This is a genomic window from Chromobacterium sp. W521 (assembly GCF_052805975.1).
In genome coordinates, this window is the sequence record NZ_JBRBAF010000011.1 from 38,814 (window position 1) to 55,034 (window position 16,221).

Here is a 16,221-nt window from a genome sequence, read left to right on the forward strand (position 1 = left end):
TGCATTCATCCGCTTCCGGAGCCGCAGCATGCGCATTGCCGTTTTTGACGCCAAGAATTACGACCGCCACGCGCTGGAGGCCGCCAATCAAAATCACCACCATCAACTACATTTTTTCGAGCCGCGCTTGAATCAGGACACCGTGGGGCTGGTTCAGGGGGTGGATGCGGTATGTCCTTTCGTCAACGACAGGCTGGACGCCGCGGTGGTGGCGAAGCTGGCGGCGGCGGGTGTGAAGCTGGTGACTTTGCGCTGCGCCGGCTACAACGGCGTGGATCTGGCGGCTTGCCGCCAGCAAGGCATCGCGGTGACCCGGGTGCCGGCCTATTCGCCGCACGCGGTCGCCGAGCACGCCTTTGCTCTGTTGCTGGCAGTGGTGCGTCGCATTCACAAGTCCTATACCCGGGTGCGGGAGATGGATTTTTCGCTGGATGGGTTGGTGGGTTTCGATCTTCACGGCAAGACCATGGGCGTCTTTGGCGCCGGCCGAATCGGTCAGGCCACGATGTCCATCGCCCGCGGCTTTGGCATGCGGGTGCTGGCCTATGATCTGTATCCCAATGCCGAACTGGCGGCCAGTCTGGGTTGCGAGTTCGTATCTTTGGAGGAAATCTGGCGGCGGGCGGATGTGATCAGCCTGCATTTGCCGTTGACGGCGGAAAGCCGGCACTTGATCAATCGCGAGACGCTGGGACGGATGAAGCCGGGCGCGGTGTTGATCAATACCAGTCGTGGCGGCCTGGTCGACACCGCCGCCTTGCTGGAGGCGCTGAAGGCAGGGCGCTTGTCCGGCGTGGGCCTGGATGTGTACGAGATGGAAGAAGGCGTGTTTTTCGAGAACCTGTCGGAAAGCGGGCTGCAGGACGATCAACTGGCGCGTTTGCTGACTTTCCCCAATGTGCTGGTAACTTCCCACCAGGGCTTTCTGACGCGGGAGGCGCTGATGAATATCGCCGACACCACCTTAGGCAACGCCGGCGCTTTCGAGCGGGGGGAGGCGCTGGTCAACGCCATCTCCGTTTAGTCAGGGAAGATCGCGGCGGAATACCCAGGTGAGTTCGCTGGAGGCTGTCGCATCGTAGGCGTAACCGGCGCTGTCAAAGTGCTTGAGTTGTTCCGGCTGGCTGACCTGATGCAGTGCGGCCCAGCGCACCATCATGCCGCGCGCGCGCTTGGCGTAGAAGCTGATGATTTTGTACTGGCCGTTCTTGCGGTCCTGGAACACCGGGGTGATCAGGCTGCCGTTGAGCTTGGCGGGTTTCACTGCCTTGAAGTATTCCTCCGAGGCCAGATTCACCAATACCGGGTCTTTTCTTTGCTCCAGCACCGCGTTCAAGGCGTGGGTGACGGTGTTGCCCCAGAACTCGTACAGGTTTTTGCCGCGCGGGTTGCTCAGGCGGGTGCCCATCTCCAGCCGGTAGGGCTGCATCAGGTCGAGCGGCCGCAGCGCGCCGTAGAGCCCGGACAGAATGCGCAAATGGTTTTGCAGATAGCTCATCTGGCTTGGCTCCAGGTTGGCGGCGTTCAGGCCTTCGTAGACGTCGCCTTTGAACGCCAGCACTGCTTGTTTGGCGTTGGCCGGGCTGAACGGCGCTTGCCAGTCGTGGTAGCGGCCCACGTTCAATTGCGCCAGCGCGTCGCTGATGCCCATCAACTTGCCGATTTCCAGCGGGCTCTTGGCGCGCAGCTCCTGGATCAGCTCGGCGCTGTGGTGCAGGAAGTCCGGCTGGGTGTATTGATCGGTGGCGGCGGGGGTGTCGAAGTCCAGCGTTTTGGCTGGGGAGATGACCATCAGCATGAGACGAATCCTTATTGAGCAACCGCCATTGTACTGGACTGCGCCGGGCTTGGCCCGCCGTCGTGACCGGCGGCTTGCTTGGCTCTAAAATGCAGGCCAGGATTTGAATCTATGATGGTCAGGCAAGGAGAAGACATGCGGGTATTGGTGCAGCGGGTGAGGCAGGCGTCGGTGACGGTGGAGGGGCGCGTAACCGGGGAAATTGGTTCAGGACTGCTGCTGCTGGTGGGCATAGAAGAAGAGGACGGGGCGGAGGATATTACCTGGCTGACGCGCAAGCTCAGCCAACTGCGGATTTTTAACGACGAGGCCGGGGTGATGAATCGTTCGGTGCTGGATTGCGGCGGCGAGGTATTGGCGGTCAGCCAGTTCACCTTGTTTGCCAGCACCAAGAAGGGGAACCGGCCATCGTATTCGCGCGCGGCGCGGCCGGAGCGGTCTAGGCCCTTGTTTGATCAGTTTGTCGCCGCGATGGCGGAGACCCTGGGCAAGCCGGTGCCCACCGGCGTATTTGGCGCGGACATGCAGGTGGCGTTGGTCAATGATGGTCCGGTGACGATCTGGCTGGACAGCAAGACGATGGAGTGAGCGATGGAGGGTAGCCGCTGGCGGTCATGGCGCATTCTGTTGACGCCGTATTATCTGAACCTGTATGCCCGGCAGGCGCATGTGCTGCGAGTAGCCGCGGCGTTTCTGGTTGGACTCGGCTTGAACCTGTTGTTCGAGATACCCCACGGCAGCTGGATGTTGGTGACCATCCTGATCGTGCTGGGCAGCGTGCCGCATTGGGGCGGGGTGAGGCGCAAGGCCTTGCAGCGCATGGGCGGTTCCTTGCTGGGCGCGGCGGCGGGCCTGGTGGCGATGGCTCTGTACCGTCACTCTCCGCTGTCTTGCTATGCGTGGATGACGGCGCTGGTGATGCTCAGCGCCTGGTTCGCGCTGGGCAAGGGCGAGTATTTGGCGCTGCTGGTGGGGCTGACCATGGTGATTGTGGCCGGTTTAGGCAACGAGCCAGTTGAGGCCGCGCTGTGGCGCAGCTTCAATGTGCTGGCCGGATCTGTGCTGGGCTTGGTGGCCGCCGGGCTGTTTCCATTGCGGGCGATAGACAGCTGGCGCTTCTTGCTGGCGGACAATTTGCGCGAAGCGGCCACCCTGTACAGCAAAATCGCACGGCGGCGCGAGGTGGACGCCGGGCTGGCGCTGGAGCGTTTTAATAGCCGTTTGATCCGCATGCGCGCGCTGGTCGCGGCAGCGGTGCAGGAGTCCGGCCTGCCCGGCGGCCGTTTTGACGCCATCCAGCGGCGGCAACGCGCCCTGTGCAGCCTGCTGGACCGGATGAGCGAGGTCGCCCAGGACACGCCGGCCTTGACCGACGGCGCGGAGTCGCGCCGCGCCATTGTTCGCACGCTGATGCGCGCGGCTCACGGGATGCGCTTCAACCAGCCGGGAATGCTGGCGGAGACGCTGGAGGAGGCCGTGAGCCCGCTGGCGCTGGACAAGCCTTCGTATTGCCACTGGCTGACCGCGGAGTTCAATCTGGTTGCCGAGCATTTGCGCGAAGACTTGGCGCTGCTGCTGCCCAGCTTGATGCAGGTGCCGCCGCCCAGCCGCGGGGTGCTGCTGATGGTGTGGCGCTGGCTGAGCAGCGCCAGTCAAGGACGCGGCCGATAGTGGCGGACATGAAAAAAGCCAGGGCTTGCTCTGGCTTTTTTTTGGGGGGAGTAAGCTCTTAGAACCTGTTCAAAGTCTGCTGCGCGTCGGCGATACGGCGTTAAAACAAGCTCAAAATGCTGATGTACCACTCGTAAATTCCGTTTTTCGCTCGTTTTCGCATTGTCTCGCTCTTGCTCGCGAGACTTTGAACAAGCTCTTACAGGCCCTGGATACGCACTTTCTGGCCTGGTTGCAGCCGGGTCAACTGGCGGGAATCGTTCCAGCGCTGGATATCGTTGTGGTTGACGCCAAAGCGGCGGGCGATGCTGAACAGGGTGTCGCCGCGCTGCACCACGTATTCGGCCGGCACGCTGCCGGTGGCGCGCTGGTTGATCTGCAGGCTGCTGACTTTGAGCAAGGCGTCTTGCTGCGCCTGGCTGGCTCGGTTGTCCGCCAGCAGCGTTACGCTTTTGTCCATGGTCTTGTTGACGTTCAACACCTGGCCCACCAGAACGGTGTTGGAGTCCAGCTGGTTGGCCGCTTTCAAATCGTCCAGGCCGAGGTTGAAGCGGCGGGCGATGCTGTACAGGGTGTCGCCTGCGGCCACGGTGTAATTGCCGTCGGCGTCCGCCACGGCAGCAGCCGTTGCCGCGGGAGCCGTCGCTACGAGGACGGCTTTGGCCTGCGTCGGCGTCGTTTCCGGCGCGGCGGCCAGGGCGGGAGCAGGCTGGGCGCTCGCTTGCGGCGCCTGGGCCTGCGCAACCGGTGTGCTTGGCTGGACGACTTGGGTCGAGGCGACCATCACCGCCGGCGCCGCGCGCGGCGGCGTTTCCGCCTGCGCCAACAGGGTGGCGCTGTCGCCGCTTTCCGGCAAGGCGGTATCTGTGGCGTCCAGCGGACGGATATCGCGCTGATCCTTGCTCATCGCCACCAGCACCGGTTGACCGGCCTTGAGCGAGGTGCTGCTCAGATTGTTGGCACTCATCAGCTGGCCGGCGCTCATGCCGTGCTCGCTGGCGATCAGGCTGACGTTGGCGTCCGCGGGCGGAGTGTAGACTTCCCAGGTGAGCAGCGGCTTGTCCCACTTGGCCAGGTTGGCCTGGAACTTGTCGGCCTTGGCAGCCGGGATCAGCATCTGACGGCCGTTTTTGTGCGCGTATACCGGCAGGTTGAAGGCCGGATTCAGTTCTTTGAATTCGCTGATGGACATGCCGGCCAGCTTGGCGGCGATGTCGATGTTCATGTGCTTGCCGGTGGAAACCGCAACGAAGTAAGGCTTGTTGGGGAATTTGTCCAGGCGCACGCCGAACTTGGCCGGATCGTTGAGAATGTTGCGCACCGCCAGCAACTTGGGCGCGTAGTTGCGCGTTTCGTTGGGCATGCGGATATTTTCGTAAGTCACTTCCTGGCCGCTGGCCTGCAGCCGGGCGATGGCGCGGGAGACGTTGCCCTCGCCCCAGTTGTAGGCGGCCAGCGCGATGTTCCAGTCGCCAAACTGCCCATACAGGTTTTCTAGATAGTCCAGCGCTGCGCGGGTGGCTTCCATCACGTCGCGGCGGCCGTCGTACCACCAAGTCTGTTCCAGTCCGTAGTGGCGACCGGTGGCCGGCATGAACTGCCACAGGCCGGAGGCGCCGACATGGGATTTCGCGGTGGGAACGAAGGCGCTTTCCACCAGCGGCAACAGCGCCAGCTCGGTGGGCATGCCGCGGCGCTCCACTTCGTTCATGATGTGAAACAGATATTTTCTACTGCGGTCCAGCGTGCGGCGGAAGTATTCCGGCTTGCTGGCATAAAAGCGTTCCTGGCGGCGCACGATCTCCGCGTTCACTTCCGGCAGTTGGAAGCCTTCGCGCGCGCGTTCCCAAACGTTGTCGCCGTTGCGAAGCAGGCTGGAGTTCAGCAGCATCATGTCCAGGCCGGCGGCCAGGCCCTCGTCCACGCCGACGGATTGGCGAAACGCCCCGTCCGCGTGCGCGGCGGAGGCAAATAAAAAAACAAATGACAGCGAAAGTGCCAACGGGGTGAAGCGATTCATTTGGCGGGCCCGGAATTCTGATTTCGGCTGATGCTAAACAGCCAACATAGGGGTGTCAACCAAAAAACCAAATAACTTCATGTGCTTTGCTGACATATAGGCCATACAGACTGTCCTGTGCCAGTTATTTTTAACAGTGGCGATCAGGATATAGTTTCTTGTCATGGTTTCAGCGTTTGCTCACGGACCTCCGCGCGTCGGCGATACGGCCTTGAAAACGCCTTTGAAGGGCTGAGGAACGGAGATGGGTCTTCCGTTTTTCCCGTCTTTTTCGCCTTGTTTCGCTGTAACTTGCGAGCTCATGAACAAATTCCTCAGAAGCGATTTTTCCACTCGCGCAACGCGGCAAAGACTTCGACAACCTCATCAAGAGCTTGGCCGCTCCAGTGCGCGGCGGACTGGCGCACCGCAGGCTCATGCGCGCGCAGGAAAGGGTTGCTGGCGCGCTCCAGACTGATGGTGGAGGGCAGGGTGGGCAGATTCTGTTCGCGCAGCTTCAGGTCCCGGCTCATGCGGATGGCTAGCACAGGATTGCCAGGCTCCACCGTCAGCGCGAAGCGTAGATTGGCCAAGGTGTACTCATGAGCCGGGTAGACCTTGGTGGCGTTCGGCAGCGCGGCCAGCTTGGCCAGCGAATCATGCATTTGCCGCGGCGTGCCTTCGAACAGTCGGCCACAGCCGGCGCCGAACAGGGTATCGCCGCAAAACAGCGCGTCGTCGATCACATAGGCCAGGTGGTTCAGCGTGTGGCCCGGAACTTCCAGCACCAAGGCCGCGCCGAAGGAGAGCTCGACGCGGGCTCCGTCCATCACCGGGCGAGAGACCAAGGCGATGTCGGCGGGGCCGTAGACGGGGGCGTCCGGCCAGCGCGCGGACAGCTCGGCCACGCCGCCGATATGGTCGGCGTGGTGGTGGGTGAGCAGAACGGCTTCCAGCTGAAGCCCTTCCCGCTCTAGGAAGGCAAAGACCGGCGCGGCCTCGCCCGGGTCCACCACGACAGCGCGGCCGCTGTGATGCAAAACCCAGATATAATTGTCAGTGAAGGCCCCTACCGGGCTGACGGTGAATTTGGCTGGCATAAGGCTTCTCTCAATGAAGAATTCGTTTAGCGACTGGCTGAGCTCCAGCGAATTGGGATGTTATCTGCTGGAGCGGGAGCAGGCTTATTTCGATCGCGCCGTCGCCGACGTGTTCGGCTTCCATGCGGTGCAGTTGGGATTGCCGGAAGTCGACTTCCTGCGCGCCAACCGCATTCCCTGGCAGTGCCGCGTCGCCGATTCCGGACCGGCTCAGATCCTGTGCGATCCGGAGCAACTGCCGTTCGAGAGCCGCAGCCTGGACCTGTTGGTGATGCCGCATGTGCTGGATTTTACCACCGTGCCGCATCAGGTACTGCGGGAAGCCGAGCGCGTGCTGATGCCGGAGGGCCGGCTGATCCTCACCGGCTTCAATCCGGTGTCGCTATGGGGCGTGCGCCGGCTGGTCCAGGGGCGCGAAAACGCGCCGTGGAGCGGCAACTTTCTGTCTTTGGTGCGCATCAAGGACTGGCTGACCCTGCTGGAACTGGAGCCCGCGAGCGGGGGCTTCATGGGCTACGCGCCGCCGTTTTCCCGCTGCGACTGGGTGCAACGCTTCCGCTTCATGGAGCGGGCCGGGGACCGCTGGTGGCCATTGGCCGCCGGCGTGTACGGCATTGAGGCGATCAAACGTCAGCGCGGCATGCGCTTGATCCTGCCCAATTGGAAGCAGGCCAAGGCCAAAACCGGTCTGGCGGTGGCCGCCGGCAACGAGCGTCATCACAGTCACAGGGAACCATGAGACAACACAGCAAGCGGGACGCAAGCCCCGGCAATGACGAGACAGCATGACGACTGAAGACAAGGTAGAGATGTATACCGACGGCGCCTGCAAGGGCAATCCGGGGCCGGGCGGATGGGGCGCTTTGCTGCGCTTCAAAGGCAAGGAAAAGGAATTGTGCGGCGGCGAGGCCAACACCACCAACAACCGCATGGAGTTGCTGGCCGTGATCAAGGGCCTGGCCACGTTGAACCGGCCCTGCCGGGTGGTGGTGTACACCGACTCCCAATATGTGCAAAAAGGCATTTCCGAGTGGATTCACGGCTGGAAGGCGCGGGGCTGGAAGACCGCGGCCAAGGAGCCGGTGAAGAATGCCGATCTGTGGCAGCAATTGGACGCCGAGCGCAACCGCCACCTGCATGTGGAGTGGCGCTGGGTCAAAGGCCACGCCGGCCATGAGTTCAACGAACGGGCCGATCAGTTGGCCAACCGAGGCGTGGAGCTGGCCTGATCCGGCCGCGCCTGCCTTTCTTCAGAGTTCAGAGCGGCGCCGCTGGCTGCGGCCGCCGCCAGGATAGCGCATGAGACAAATCATTCTCGATACCGAAACCACCGGTCTCGAACACGCCCAAGGCCATCGCATCATCGAGTTCGCCGGCCTGGAAATGATCAACCGCAAGCTCACCGGCAAGCATCTGCATCTTTATATCCATCCGGAGCGCGATATCGATCCGGATGCCCAGCGCGTGCACGGCATCTCGCTGGAATTTCTGGAAGGCAAACCCAAGTTCCGCGAGGTGGCCGAGGAAGTGGCCGACTTCCTGCGCGACGCGGAGCTGATCATCCACAATGCGCCGTTTGACGTCGGCTTCCTCAACGCCGAATTCGAAAGAGTGGGCCTGCCGTCCATCAAGAACCTGTGCGCCAACGTGGTGGATACGCTGCGCGAAGCGCGCGATCTGTTCCCCGGCAAGCGCAACAGCCTGGACGCCTTGTGCGACCGCTTCGAGATCGACCGCTCCAACCGCACCTTGCACGGCGCGCTGGTGGACTGCGAATTGTTGTCCGAAGTCTATCTATGGATGACCCGCGGCCAGGAAAGCCTGGTGATGGACATCGACGTCGACTTGCCCAATGGCCAGCACGGCGCGCTGGATTTCGAGCGCAAGCCGTTGATCGTCAAGCGCGCCAATGAGCAGGAGCTGGCCGATCATCAAGCTTATTTGAACGATCTGGACAAATCGGTGAAGGGCACCTGCCTGTGGCGCAGCCTGGAGACGCCGGCCGGAGAGGGCGCGTGAGCCGCTACCTGGCGCTGGTGCCGGCCGCTGGCCATGGCAGCCGCTTCGGCGCGCCCAGTCCCAAACAATACCTGCAACTGAACGGCAAGCCGCTGATGTGGCATACCCTGCAGGCGTTGGCCTCTGTGGCCGCCGTTGAGGCGGTGGCGGTGGTGATTTCTCCCTGCGACGAGTGGTTTGACGATTTCGACTGGGACATTCCCAAGCTGCAAGTGTTGCGCGTGGGCGGCGTCAGCCGCGCCGAGAGCGTGCGCAACGGCCTGGCGGCGCTGGACTGCGGTGCCGACGACTGGATATTGGTGCACGACGCCGCGCGTTGCTGTCTGACCGCGGACGCGGTGGAGCGGCTGCTGGCGGAAGTCGGGGACGACCCGGTGGGCGGCCTGCTGGCCTTGCCGGTGCCTGACACCGTGAAGCGCGCGGACGCGGAGCAGCGCGTGGCGGTCACTGTTTCGCGCGCCGGCCTGTGGCTGGCGCAAACCCCGCAGATGTTCCGCCACGGAAAATTGCGAGAGGCCCTGCAAGGCGGCGATCTGGCTGACGTGACCGACGAAGCCTCCGCGATAGAGCGCTGCGGCGGCAAGCCGCGCCTGGTGGAAGGCGATGCTCAGAATTTCAAAGTGACTTATCCGCGCGATCTGGCCTTGGCGCGCGCGGTGCTGGCGGCAAGAAAGGATTGATATGTTTCGAGTGGGACAGGGCTACGATGTGCACCAACTGGTGGCCGGCCGGCCGTTGATCCTGGGCGGCGTGAACATTCCGCACGAGAAGGGGTTGTTGGGCCACTCCGACGCCGACGCCTTGTTGCACGCGATTACCGACGCGCTGCTGGGCGCGGCGGCGTTGGGCGATATCGGCCGTCACTTTCCGGACACCGATCCCGAATTCAAGGGCGCGGACAGCCGCGCGCTGCTGCGTGAAGCGGCCAAGCGCGTGCGCGCCGCCGGCTGGAAACCGGTGAATGTGGACAGCACGCTGATTGCGCAGCAGCCCAAGCTGGCGCCGCACATCGACGCGATGCGCGCCGCCATCGCCGAAGACCTCGGCCTGGACCTCGACGCGGTCAACGTCAAGGGTAAAACCAACGAGAAGCTGGGCTATCTGGGGCGTTGCGAGGCGATAGAGGCGCAAGCCGTCTGCCTGCTGACGTCCGTGTAACACCGCGCCGCGATTCGCGGTTTGCGGCTCGCAATTGATGACAGGTGTCTGGCGGATCGCCCCGTGCCATAATCCGCCCGGCGCAACACCATCCAAACACAGGAGGCATTACCATGTTGACTCAGGACCAACTGAAGCTTGCCGTGGCCAAGAAGGCCATTGAATTCGTGCCGGACGACAGCATCGTCGGCGTGGGTACCGGCAGCACCGTCAATCTGTTCATCGAAGAGCTGGCCGCGATCAAGGGCCGCATCCGCGGCGCGGTGTCCAGCTCCGACGCCTCCACCGCCCGCCTCAAAGCTCACCACATCCCGGTGTTCGACCTGAACGAAGTGGATGCGTTGCCGGTGTATATCGACGGCGCGGACGAAATCAACCACCATCTGCACATGATCAAAGGCGGCGGCGCCGCGCTGACCCGCGAGAAGATCGTCGCCAGCGTGGCCGAGCAGTTCATCTGCATCGCCGACGAAACCAAATACGTCACCATGTTGGGCGGTTTCCCGCTGCCCATAGAAGTGATCCCGATGGCGCGCAGCTATGTGGCGCGCGAGCTGGTCAAGCTGGGCGGCCACCCGGAGCTGCGTCAGGGCGTGACCACCGACAACGGCAATGTGATCCTGGACGTGCACGGCTTGAAGATTCAGAAGCCGGTGGAACTGGAAGAAATCATCAACCACCTGGCCGGCGTGGTTACCTGCGGCCTGTTCGCCCGCCGCCGCGCCGATGTGCTGGTGTTGGGAAAACAAAGCGGCGTGGAAGAAATCCGTTAAGAACCCGTTTACGATTAGCTGCGCGTTGGCGGGATGGATAGAAAGGGGCGTGAAACCGCAGTCGGAATGCCTGTACACCGTATGTGCATTCCGTTTCTTCGGTCGCTTTCACGGGATCGTAAACACGTTCTGAGCAAGTTTCGCCGGAGCGCGCTAGCCTTCTAGCGGGCTTGCCGCCGCCCGCAAGCGGGCAGATGAATTGTCACATCGTCGTCATCTGCCCGCATTAACATAGCGTTTTTTGACAGGTTTTGGTTTGGGGCAGACATGGCAGAGCATATTTCCAAACAGTTCGATATGGAGCTGGAAACCATCCGCACCCGCGTCCTGCAGATGGGCGGACTGGTGGAGCAGCAGATTTTGTCCGCGGTGGAAGCCCTGCTGGCAGGCGACATTGACAAGCTGGACAAGGTGATTGCCGAAGACGCGCTGGTCAACGCGATGGAAGTCACCATCGACGACGACTGCCTGCACATCATCGCCCGCCGTCAGCCGGCCGCCAGCGACCTTCGCATCGTGTTCACCGTGATCAAGGTGATCACGGATCTGGAGCGCATCGGCGACGAAGCCAAGAAGATCGCGCGCATGGGCAAGACCATTTATCAATCGGAGCGCTACCAGATGCCGCGCTTCCGCGAAATCGAGAAAATGGCGGATTCGGCGCTGGGCATGTTGCGCCGCGCGCTGGACGCCTTCGCCCGCCTAGACACCAGCGCCGCCTTGGAATTGGCCGAGGCCGACCAGGAACTGGACGAGGATTTCGCCTCCGAACTGCGTCAGCTGATCACCTTCATGATGGAAGACCCGCGCACCATCAGCATGTCCATCGACACTTTGTTCATCTCCAAGGCGATAGAGCGCATTGGCGATCACGCCACCAATATTTCCGAATACGTGGTGTACTTGGTCAAAGGCAAGGACATTCGTCACACTACGCTGGAAACCAAGAAGCGAGAAACCCTGGGCTGAGCCTGGCCGCGCCTGTCACGGCGACTTGACATGACGGTTTGCCTAAAATGGCGGTAACATTCGGTGTTGCCGCCATTGTTGCGTCCGGCGTCCGTGCCAGTCCCCCGGCGTTCCAACCTGATGATGAATCCCCCCGTTTCCGCTGGCGCAGCCGCGCGGGCGCGGGCCTTGATAAAGAGAGAAGGGGTGTCTTTGACACTGACCACGCCCCCAAACAACGTGCTCGCCACCATCGATATGGGCTCCAACAGCTTCCGCCTGCAAGTGTCGCGGGTGGTGGACGACCAGCTGTACGCGCTGGACGTGATGAAGGAGACCGTGCGCCTGGGCGCGGGCCTGACCGCCGACAAACAGTTGGACCAGGAAACCCAGGACAAGGCGCTGGCCTGTCTCGCCCGCTTTGGCGAGCGTCTGCGCGGCTTCACCCCGGCCCAAGTGCGTGCGGTGGGCACCAATACCCTGCGCGTGGCCAAGAACGCGGCGGATTTCATCGCCAAGGCCGAGCCGCTGCTGGGGTTTCCCATTGAGGTGATTGCCGGCCGAGAAGAAGCGCGGCTGATCTATCTGGGCGCCGCCCACTCGTTGCCGGACACCAAGGAGCGGCGCATGGTGGTGGACATCGGCGGCGGATCCACCGAGTTCATCATCGGCAGCCATTACAAGGCTTTGGTCACGGAAAGCCTGCCGCTGGGCTGCGTCAGCTTCACGCTGCGTTATTTTGGTGATGGCAAATTGAGCCAAGCCAATTTCCAAGATGCTATCCTGGCCGCGCGCAATGAAATCCAGCGCATTGCCCATCAATACCAGCGCGAAGAATGGCAGCTGGCGGTGGGCACTTCCGGCACCGCGCGCTCGCTGCGCGACGTGCTCGAAATCAACGACTGGAGCAGCGCCGACATCACCTTGGCCGGCATGGAAAAGCTCAAGGCGCTGTTGATCCGCCAGGGCAGCATCGACGCCATCGACGTCAACGGCCTCAAGGCCGACCGTGCGCCGGTGCTGGCCGGCGGCCTCGCCATCATGATTGCGGTGTTTCAGGAACTGGCCATCGACAAAATGACGGTGGCCGAAGGCGCTTTGCGTGACGGCGTGCTATACGACCTGCTGGGCCGCCAACGCGAGAAGGACATGCGCGATACCACGGTCGCCCAGTTCAAGCGCCGTTACCATGTGGACACCGCCCAGTCCGAGCGCGTCACCGCGTTGGCCGAACGCCTGTACCGCATGGTGGCCGGGGAGGACGTCGACCAATCCATGCTCAAACGCCTGCTATGGGCGGCCAAGCTGCATGAGATCGGCCTCACCATCTCCCACACCGCCTATCACAAACACTCTTCCTACATCCTGCAACACGCCGACATGCCGGGCTTCTCCAAGCGCGAACAAGCCACGCTGGCCGCCATCGTGCTGGGGCATCGCGGCGACATGGGCAAGATGCGTCAATACATGGAAGACGCCAGCCTGTGGCAGGCGGTGGTGGCGCTGCGCCTGGCGGTGCTGTTCCATCGCAGCCGCAACAGCATCGTGCTGCCGGACCGGCTGGACCTGCGCCAGCACGCCACCGGCTTCGCGCTGACGCTGAACAAAGCCTGGTTGAAGGGCAGTCCGCTGACCGCCAGCGGCTTCAAACAGGAAGTCGGCCAATGGAAAAACGTCGGCTTCGTGCTCGACATTGAGCAAGTGTGAGCCGCCCATGCGTCACACCACGCTGAAAAAACGCATACCCACGTTGGGTGAAGCGCCTGGCACCCTGCTGTCGGTGGGGGAGGCCAAGCTGCCGGAAGCCTCGATCTCGCTGTTTGAATACGGGCCGGAGCAACTGCAGGAAACCTCGTTCCAAACCGTGGCCGAAGGCATGGCCCACCAGTCCGGCGACGGCGTGCTCTGGCTCAACGTCTATGGTCTGCACCAGCCCGAGGTGATGCGTGCCATCGGCCAGCGCTTTGGCCTGCACGCGCTGGTGCTGGAAGACATCATGAACGCGCGGCAGCGGCCCAAGGTGGAAGACTACGGCGACTACCTGTTTATCGCCGGCCGGGTGTTCGACTACCACCAACACAGCGAGAACGGCACTGGGAGGCTGTTGTCCGATCAGATCTACCTGGTCATCGGCCGTCGCTTCGTGCTCACCTTCCAGGAGCGCCCCACCGGCGTGTTCGAGGAAGTGCGGGAGCGGCTGCGCCGCGGACGCGGCCTGCTGCGTCACAAGGAGGCGGACTATCTGGGTTATTCCTTGCTGGACGCGATGATAGACGACTACTTCGGCGTGCTCACCGAGTTCAACGAAAGGGTGGAGCGCATGGATAGCACCCTGCTGCGAGACCGCGACCAGGGCGTGTTGATGCAGATTCAGCGTCTGAAGCGCGATTGCCTGAAACTGCGCCGCGCGCTGATGCCGATGCGGGAAATGTTGATTTCGCTGAATCGCGGCGAGCACGGCTTCTTCAAGCCGGAAACGCTGGTCTATCTGCAAGACGCCTATGATCACACCATGCATGTGATCGAGTCCCTGGAAATGTCGCGTGAGATGGTGGGCGATATGTTGGACCTTTACCTCTCCACCCAATCTCACCGCCTCAACCTGCAAATGCGGGTGCTCACCGTATTGACCATGATCTTCATGCCGCTGACGCTGATCGCCGGCATCTACGGCATGAATTTCGAATACATGCCGGAGCTGAAATGGCATTATGGCTACCATCTGGTGTTGGTGGCGATGCTGGGCATTGCCGGCGGATTGAGCTGGTTGTTCTGGAAAAGGCGCTGGCTCTAGGGCCTTGCTTGCGTTTCCCTGCGCCTTGCACACCCGTGTTTACGATCTCGCGAGCCAGGGCGGGACAAGGCGAAAACGGCTGAGAGAACGGGCACAAGAGCACTTCAGAGCCGTGCTCACCGTGGGGCGTCTCACGACACGCAGCAGCAAGATTCCCATGCCAACACGTTTCATGGCGATTGATGCGCGAGTGATCCCCGGCGCGGTTCGCGCCGGGGCGTGCTTTACCCTGTTCTATCAATGAGCCGGAGCTGAGCGGGCGATGGAAGCCCGCACGGGTTTACGGCCGGCTCAGTTCCACTGACCACTCCGGACCGGAGCCGATGCCGCGCTTGGCGGCGTAGTTGTCCATGTTCAGCGCTAGCGACACGTCCAGCAGGCTGTTCAGATAGACCAGCGGCTGGCCGTTGGCCACCTCGCCGAAGGTGCGGCGGTAGGGCGCCACCACTTCGTCCACCGGCTTGCCCTGTTTGAAAATGCGCACTTTTACCGTGTCGCCGGGGCGGAAGCCTTGGGCTTCGAACAGCGCTTTGGGGATATTGGTCCACACATTACCGTATTGCGGGTCCAATACCGGGATCATGCCCTTGATCCGTTCGCCGGCGGCTTCAGCGTGTTGATACGGTAGTTTGACCACGGCGGAGGCCGGCAGCGGCGGGCCCACTTCCTCAAAGCGGATTTTGCCGGCGGCCAGCCGCGCGCCGGTGTAGGCGTAAACGTCGCGGCCGTGGAAGGTGTAGGAGTCCGACGAGCCTTTCAGGCGGTTGGTCTTCTCGTCGATGCGGCGCAGTTCGGCCACGCCGTCGCGTTCGGCGATCAAGGTCAGCAGGCCGTTGTTGGGATTGACGAAATAGCGACCGTCCCTGGTTTTCAGTACTACCGACTGGCGTTCGGTGCCGACGCCCGGATCCACCACCGATACGAACACTGTGCCCTTCGGCCAGTAGTTGGCGGTCTGGTACAGCCGGTAGGCGCCGCTCCAAATATCGTAATCCGGAATTTCATGGGTGAGGTCGGACAGCGTCAGCTTGGGGTCCACCGAATAGGCGACGCCGCGCATCGCCGACACTGCGCCGTCCTTGAGGCCAAAGTCCGTCATTAGCACCAGAGGCGCGTCCGCGCGCGCCAAGCCGGCTAACAGCAAGCCGGCGGCCAGCCAGAGGCGGGCGTGTTGGAATAGCTTCATTCTTCTTCTCCTAAGTGTTTTCTTGTGTCCAAGGATGGGCTTTCAACGCCGTATCGCCGAAGCGCAGCAGGCATTGAACAGGTTTTTACACCTCGTCCGAGCGCAGCCTCCGCACGCCGGCGGCCAGCATGTGCGCCCAGGCGCTGCTGAGCGACCCGTTCAGATTGATGCCGCGGCAGGCATCGTCCACCACCGTGGTTTCCAAGCCGGCGGCGCGCGCGTCCAGCGCGCTCCAGGCTACGCAGTAGTCCGTGGCGAGCCCGGCCAGCCACACGCGCTTGACGCCGCGTTCGGCCAGATAGCCGGCCAGGCCGGTGGGGGTTTGGCGGTCCGCTTCGACGAAGGCGGAATAACTGTCCAGCGCCGGATTGCAACCCTTGCGAATGATCAACTGCGCGAGATGGGTGTCCAGCTCCGGGTGGAATTCGGCGCCGCGGCTGCCGGCCACGCAATGGTCCGGCCACAGCGTCTGCTCGCCATAAGGCAGCTGGATGCTGTCGAAAGGCTGTTTGCCGGCGTGTTGGCTGGCGAAGGAAACATGTTTGGCCGGGTGCCAATCCTGGGTCAGGATCACCCGGTTGAAGAACTGCATCATGTGGTTGATCAGCGGCACGATCTGATCGCCGTCGGCCACGGCCAGCTCGCCGCCGGGACAAAAACTGTTTTGCACGTCCACCACGATCAAGGCGCAATCGTCGCCGTAGCGTTTCAGGGGCATAGCGTTTTCCTGCAAGGGTTCTCAGCCTTTCTTGTTACCACGCGGCCGCCGGCGCGG

Annotated in this window: 17 protein-coding genes; 12 read left to right on the forward strand and 5 right to left on the reverse strand. The window is 62.4% G+C overall.

Annotated features, from left to right (window positions below):
• Nucleotides 1-28 precede the first annotated feature (28 nt).
• Nucleotides 29-1,024, forward strand: coding sequence for a 2-hydroxyacid dehydrogenase (locus ACUXV1_RS17670; protein WP_446016100.1), 996 nt, complete (start codon nucleotides 29-31; stop codon nucleotides 1,022-1,024).
• Here ACUXV1_RS17670 and yaaA read toward each other — a convergent pair whose 3' ends face one another.
• A complete protein-coding gene (gene yaaA, locus ACUXV1_RS17675) occupies nucleotides 1,025-1,798 on the reverse strand; it encodes a peroxide stress protein YaaA (RefSeq protein WP_194427734.1) in 774 nt (257 codons plus the stop codon).
• 135 nt (nucleotides 1,799-1,933) lie between these two features.
• On the opposite strand from yaaA, the gene dtd reads away from it, so the two are divergent.
• Both dtd and ACUXV1_RS17685 read left to right on the forward strand, forming a co-directional pair.
• Entirely contained in the window at nucleotides 1,934-2,386 is a 453-nt protein-coding gene (gene dtd / locus ACUXV1_RS17680; RefSeq protein WP_019103608.1) for a D-aminoacyl-tRNA deacylase, read from the forward strand.
• 3 nt (nucleotides 2,387-2,389) lie between these two features.
• Entirely contained in the window at nucleotides 2,390-3,469 is a 1,080-nt protein-coding gene (locus ACUXV1_RS17685; RefSeq protein WP_194427735.1) for an FUSC family protein, read from the forward strand.
• Between the two features lie 199 nt (nucleotides 3,470-3,668).
• Here ACUXV1_RS17685 and ACUXV1_RS17690 read toward each other — a convergent pair whose 3' ends face one another.
• Together ACUXV1_RS17690 and gloB are read right to left on the reverse strand one after the other, a co-directional pair.
• Nucleotides 3,669-5,489 carry a LysM peptidoglycan-binding domain-containing protein gene (locus ACUXV1_RS17690; protein WP_446016101.1) on the reverse strand — a complete coding sequence of 607 codons (1,821 nt, stop codon included), beginning with the start codon at nucleotides 5,487-5,489 and terminating at the stop codon, nucleotides 3,669-3,671.
• A gap of 314 nt (nucleotides 5,490-5,803) precedes the next feature.
• The gene (gene gloB, locus ACUXV1_RS17695) at nucleotides 5,804-6,568 is read right to left on the reverse strand and encodes a hydroxyacylglutathione hydrolase (RefSeq protein WP_043590904.1); all 765 of its coding nucleotides are present in this window, start codon (nucleotides 6,566-6,568) and stop codon (nucleotides 5,804-5,806) included.
• A 13-nt stretch (nucleotides 6,569-6,581) separates the two neighbouring features.
• Between gloB and ACUXV1_RS17700 the strand changes: the two genes are divergently transcribed.
• From ACUXV1_RS17700 to corA, 9 genes are all read left to right on the forward strand, one after another.
• Nucleotides 6,582-7,307: a class I SAM-dependent methyltransferase gene (locus tag ACUXV1_RS17700; RefSeq protein ID WP_019103604.1), complete on the forward strand. Its 726-nt coding sequence runs from the start codon at nucleotides 6,582-6,584 to the stop codon at nucleotides 7,305-7,307.
• 46 nt (nucleotides 7,308-7,353) lie between these two features.
• The gene (rnhA, locus tag ACUXV1_RS17705) at nucleotides 7,354-7,797 is read left to right on the forward strand and encodes a ribonuclease HI (protein ID WP_039756195.1); all 444 of its coding nucleotides are present in this window, start codon (nucleotides 7,354-7,356) and stop codon (nucleotides 7,795-7,797) included.
• 70 nt (nucleotides 7,798-7,867) lie between these two features.
• A complete protein-coding gene (dnaQ, locus tag ACUXV1_RS17710; protein ID WP_081555398.1) occupies nucleotides 7,868-8,587 on the forward strand; it encodes a DNA polymerase III subunit epsilon in 720 nt (239 codons plus the stop codon).
• Nucleotides 8,584-9,267 carry a 2-C-methyl-D-erythritol 4-phosphate cytidylyltransferase gene (gene ispD / locus ACUXV1_RS17715; RefSeq protein WP_194427737.1) on the forward strand — a complete coding sequence of 228 codons (684 nt, stop codon included), beginning with the start codon at nucleotides 8,584-8,586 and terminating at the stop codon, nucleotides 9,265-9,267. The genes dnaQ and ispD overlap by 4 nt, the downstream gene beginning before the upstream one ends.
• Before the next feature lies 1 nt (nucleotide 9,268).
• Nucleotides 9,269-9,745, forward strand: coding sequence for a 2-C-methyl-D-erythritol 2,4-cyclodiphosphate synthase (gene ispF / locus ACUXV1_RS17720; RefSeq protein ID WP_081555399.1), 477 nt, complete (start codon nucleotides 9,269-9,271; stop codon nucleotides 9,743-9,745).
• Between the two features lie 113 nt (nucleotides 9,746-9,858).
• Nucleotides 9,859-10,518, forward strand: a complete 660-nt coding sequence (rpiA, locus tag ACUXV1_RS17725; RefSeq protein WP_043637632.1) for a ribose-5-phosphate isomerase RpiA — start codon at nucleotides 9,859-9,861, stop codon at nucleotides 10,516-10,518.
• Between the two features lie 267 nt (nucleotides 10,519-10,785).
• Nucleotides 10,786-11,487 (forward strand): phosphate signaling complex protein PhoU, encoded by a 702-nt coding sequence (phoU, locus tag ACUXV1_RS17730; RefSeq protein ID WP_043637634.1) that lies wholly within the window; start codon nucleotides 10,786-10,788, stop codon nucleotides 11,485-11,487.
• Between the two features lie 198 nt (nucleotides 11,488-11,685).
• Nucleotides 11,686-13,173 carry an exopolyphosphatase gene (gene ppx, locus ACUXV1_RS17735; RefSeq protein WP_420897108.1) on the forward strand — a complete coding sequence of 496 codons (1,488 nt, stop codon included), beginning with the start codon at nucleotides 11,686-11,688 and terminating at the stop codon, nucleotides 13,171-13,173.
• 7 nt (nucleotides 13,174-13,180) lie between these two features.
• Nucleotides 13,181-14,260 (forward strand): magnesium/cobalt transporter CorA, encoded by a 1,080-nt coding sequence (gene corA / locus ACUXV1_RS17740; protein ID WP_446016103.1) that lies wholly within the window; start codon nucleotides 13,181-13,183, stop codon nucleotides 14,258-14,260.
• A gap of 280 nt (nucleotides 14,261-14,540) precedes the next feature.
• On the opposite strand, the gene ACUXV1_RS17745 is transcribed toward corA, so the two are convergent.
• A complete protein-coding gene (locus ACUXV1_RS17745; RefSeq protein WP_043637640.1) occupies nucleotides 14,541-15,446 on the reverse strand; it encodes an SAM hydrolase/SAM-dependent halogenase family protein in 906 nt (301 codons plus the stop codon).
• 85 nt (nucleotides 15,447-15,531) lie between these two features.
• Nucleotides 15,532-16,164 carry a bifunctional nicotinamidase/pyrazinamidase gene (pncA, locus tag ACUXV1_RS17750; protein WP_114152073.1) on the reverse strand — a complete coding sequence of 211 codons (633 nt, stop codon included), beginning with the start codon at nucleotides 16,162-16,164 and terminating at the stop codon, nucleotides 15,532-15,534.
• Nucleotides 16,165-16,221 lie beyond the last annotated feature (57 nt).

Excerpts from the sequence above, each read along its gene's own strand:
- ACUXV1_RS17670 (WP_446016100.1), top strand. The coding sequence starts at position 29 with ATGCGCATTGCCGTTTTTGACGCCAAGAATTACGACCGCCACGCGCTG.
- yaaA (WP_194427734.1), bottom strand. The coding sequence starts at position 1,798 with ATGCTGATGGTCATCTCCCCAGCCAAAACGCTGGACTTCGACACCCCC.
- dtd (WP_019103608.1), top strand. The coding sequence starts at position 1,934 with ATGCGGGTATTGGTGCAGCGGGTGAGGCAGGCGTCGGTGACGGTGGAG.
- ACUXV1_RS17685 (WP_194427735.1), top strand. The coding sequence starts at position 2,390 with ATGGAGGGTAGCCGCTGGCGGTCATGGCGCATTCTGTTGACGCCGTAT.
- ACUXV1_RS17690 (WP_446016101.1), bottom strand. The coding sequence starts at position 5,489 with ATGAATCGCTTCACCCCGTTGGCACTTTCGCTGTCATTTGTTTTTTTA.
- gloB (WP_043590904.1), bottom strand. The coding sequence starts at position 6,568 with ATGCCAGCCAAATTCACCGTCAGCCCGGTAGGGGCCTTCACTGACAAT.
- ACUXV1_RS17700 (WP_019103604.1), top strand. The coding sequence starts at position 6,582 with ATGAAGAATTCGTTTAGCGACTGGCTGAGCTCCAGCGAATTGGGATGT.
- rnhA (WP_039756195.1), top strand. The coding sequence starts at position 7,354 with ATGACGACTGAAGACAAGGTAGAGATGTATACCGACGGCGCCTGCAAG.
- dnaQ (WP_081555398.1), top strand. The coding sequence starts at position 7,868 with ATGAGACAAATCATTCTCGATACCGAAACCACCGGTCTCGAACACGCC.
- ispF (WP_081555399.1), top strand. The coding sequence starts at position 9,269 with ATGTTTCGAGTGGGACAGGGCTACGATGTGCACCAACTGGTGGCCGGC.
- rpiA (WP_043637632.1), top strand. The coding sequence starts at position 9,859 with ATGTTGACTCAGGACCAACTGAAGCTTGCCGTGGCCAAGAAGGCCATT.
- phoU (WP_043637634.1), top strand. The coding sequence starts at position 10,786 with ATGGCAGAGCATATTTCCAAACAGTTCGATATGGAGCTGGAAACCATC.
- corA (WP_446016103.1), top strand. The coding sequence starts at position 13,181 with ATGCGTCACACCACGCTGAAAAAACGCATACCCACGTTGGGTGAAGCG.
- ACUXV1_RS17745 (WP_043637640.1), bottom strand. The coding sequence starts at position 15,446 with ATGAAGCTATTCCAACACGCCCGCCTCTGGCTGGCCGCCGGCTTGCTG.
- pncA (WP_114152073.1), bottom strand. The coding sequence starts at position 16,164 with ATGCCCCTGAAACGCTACGGCGACGATTGCGCCTTGATCGTGGTGGAC.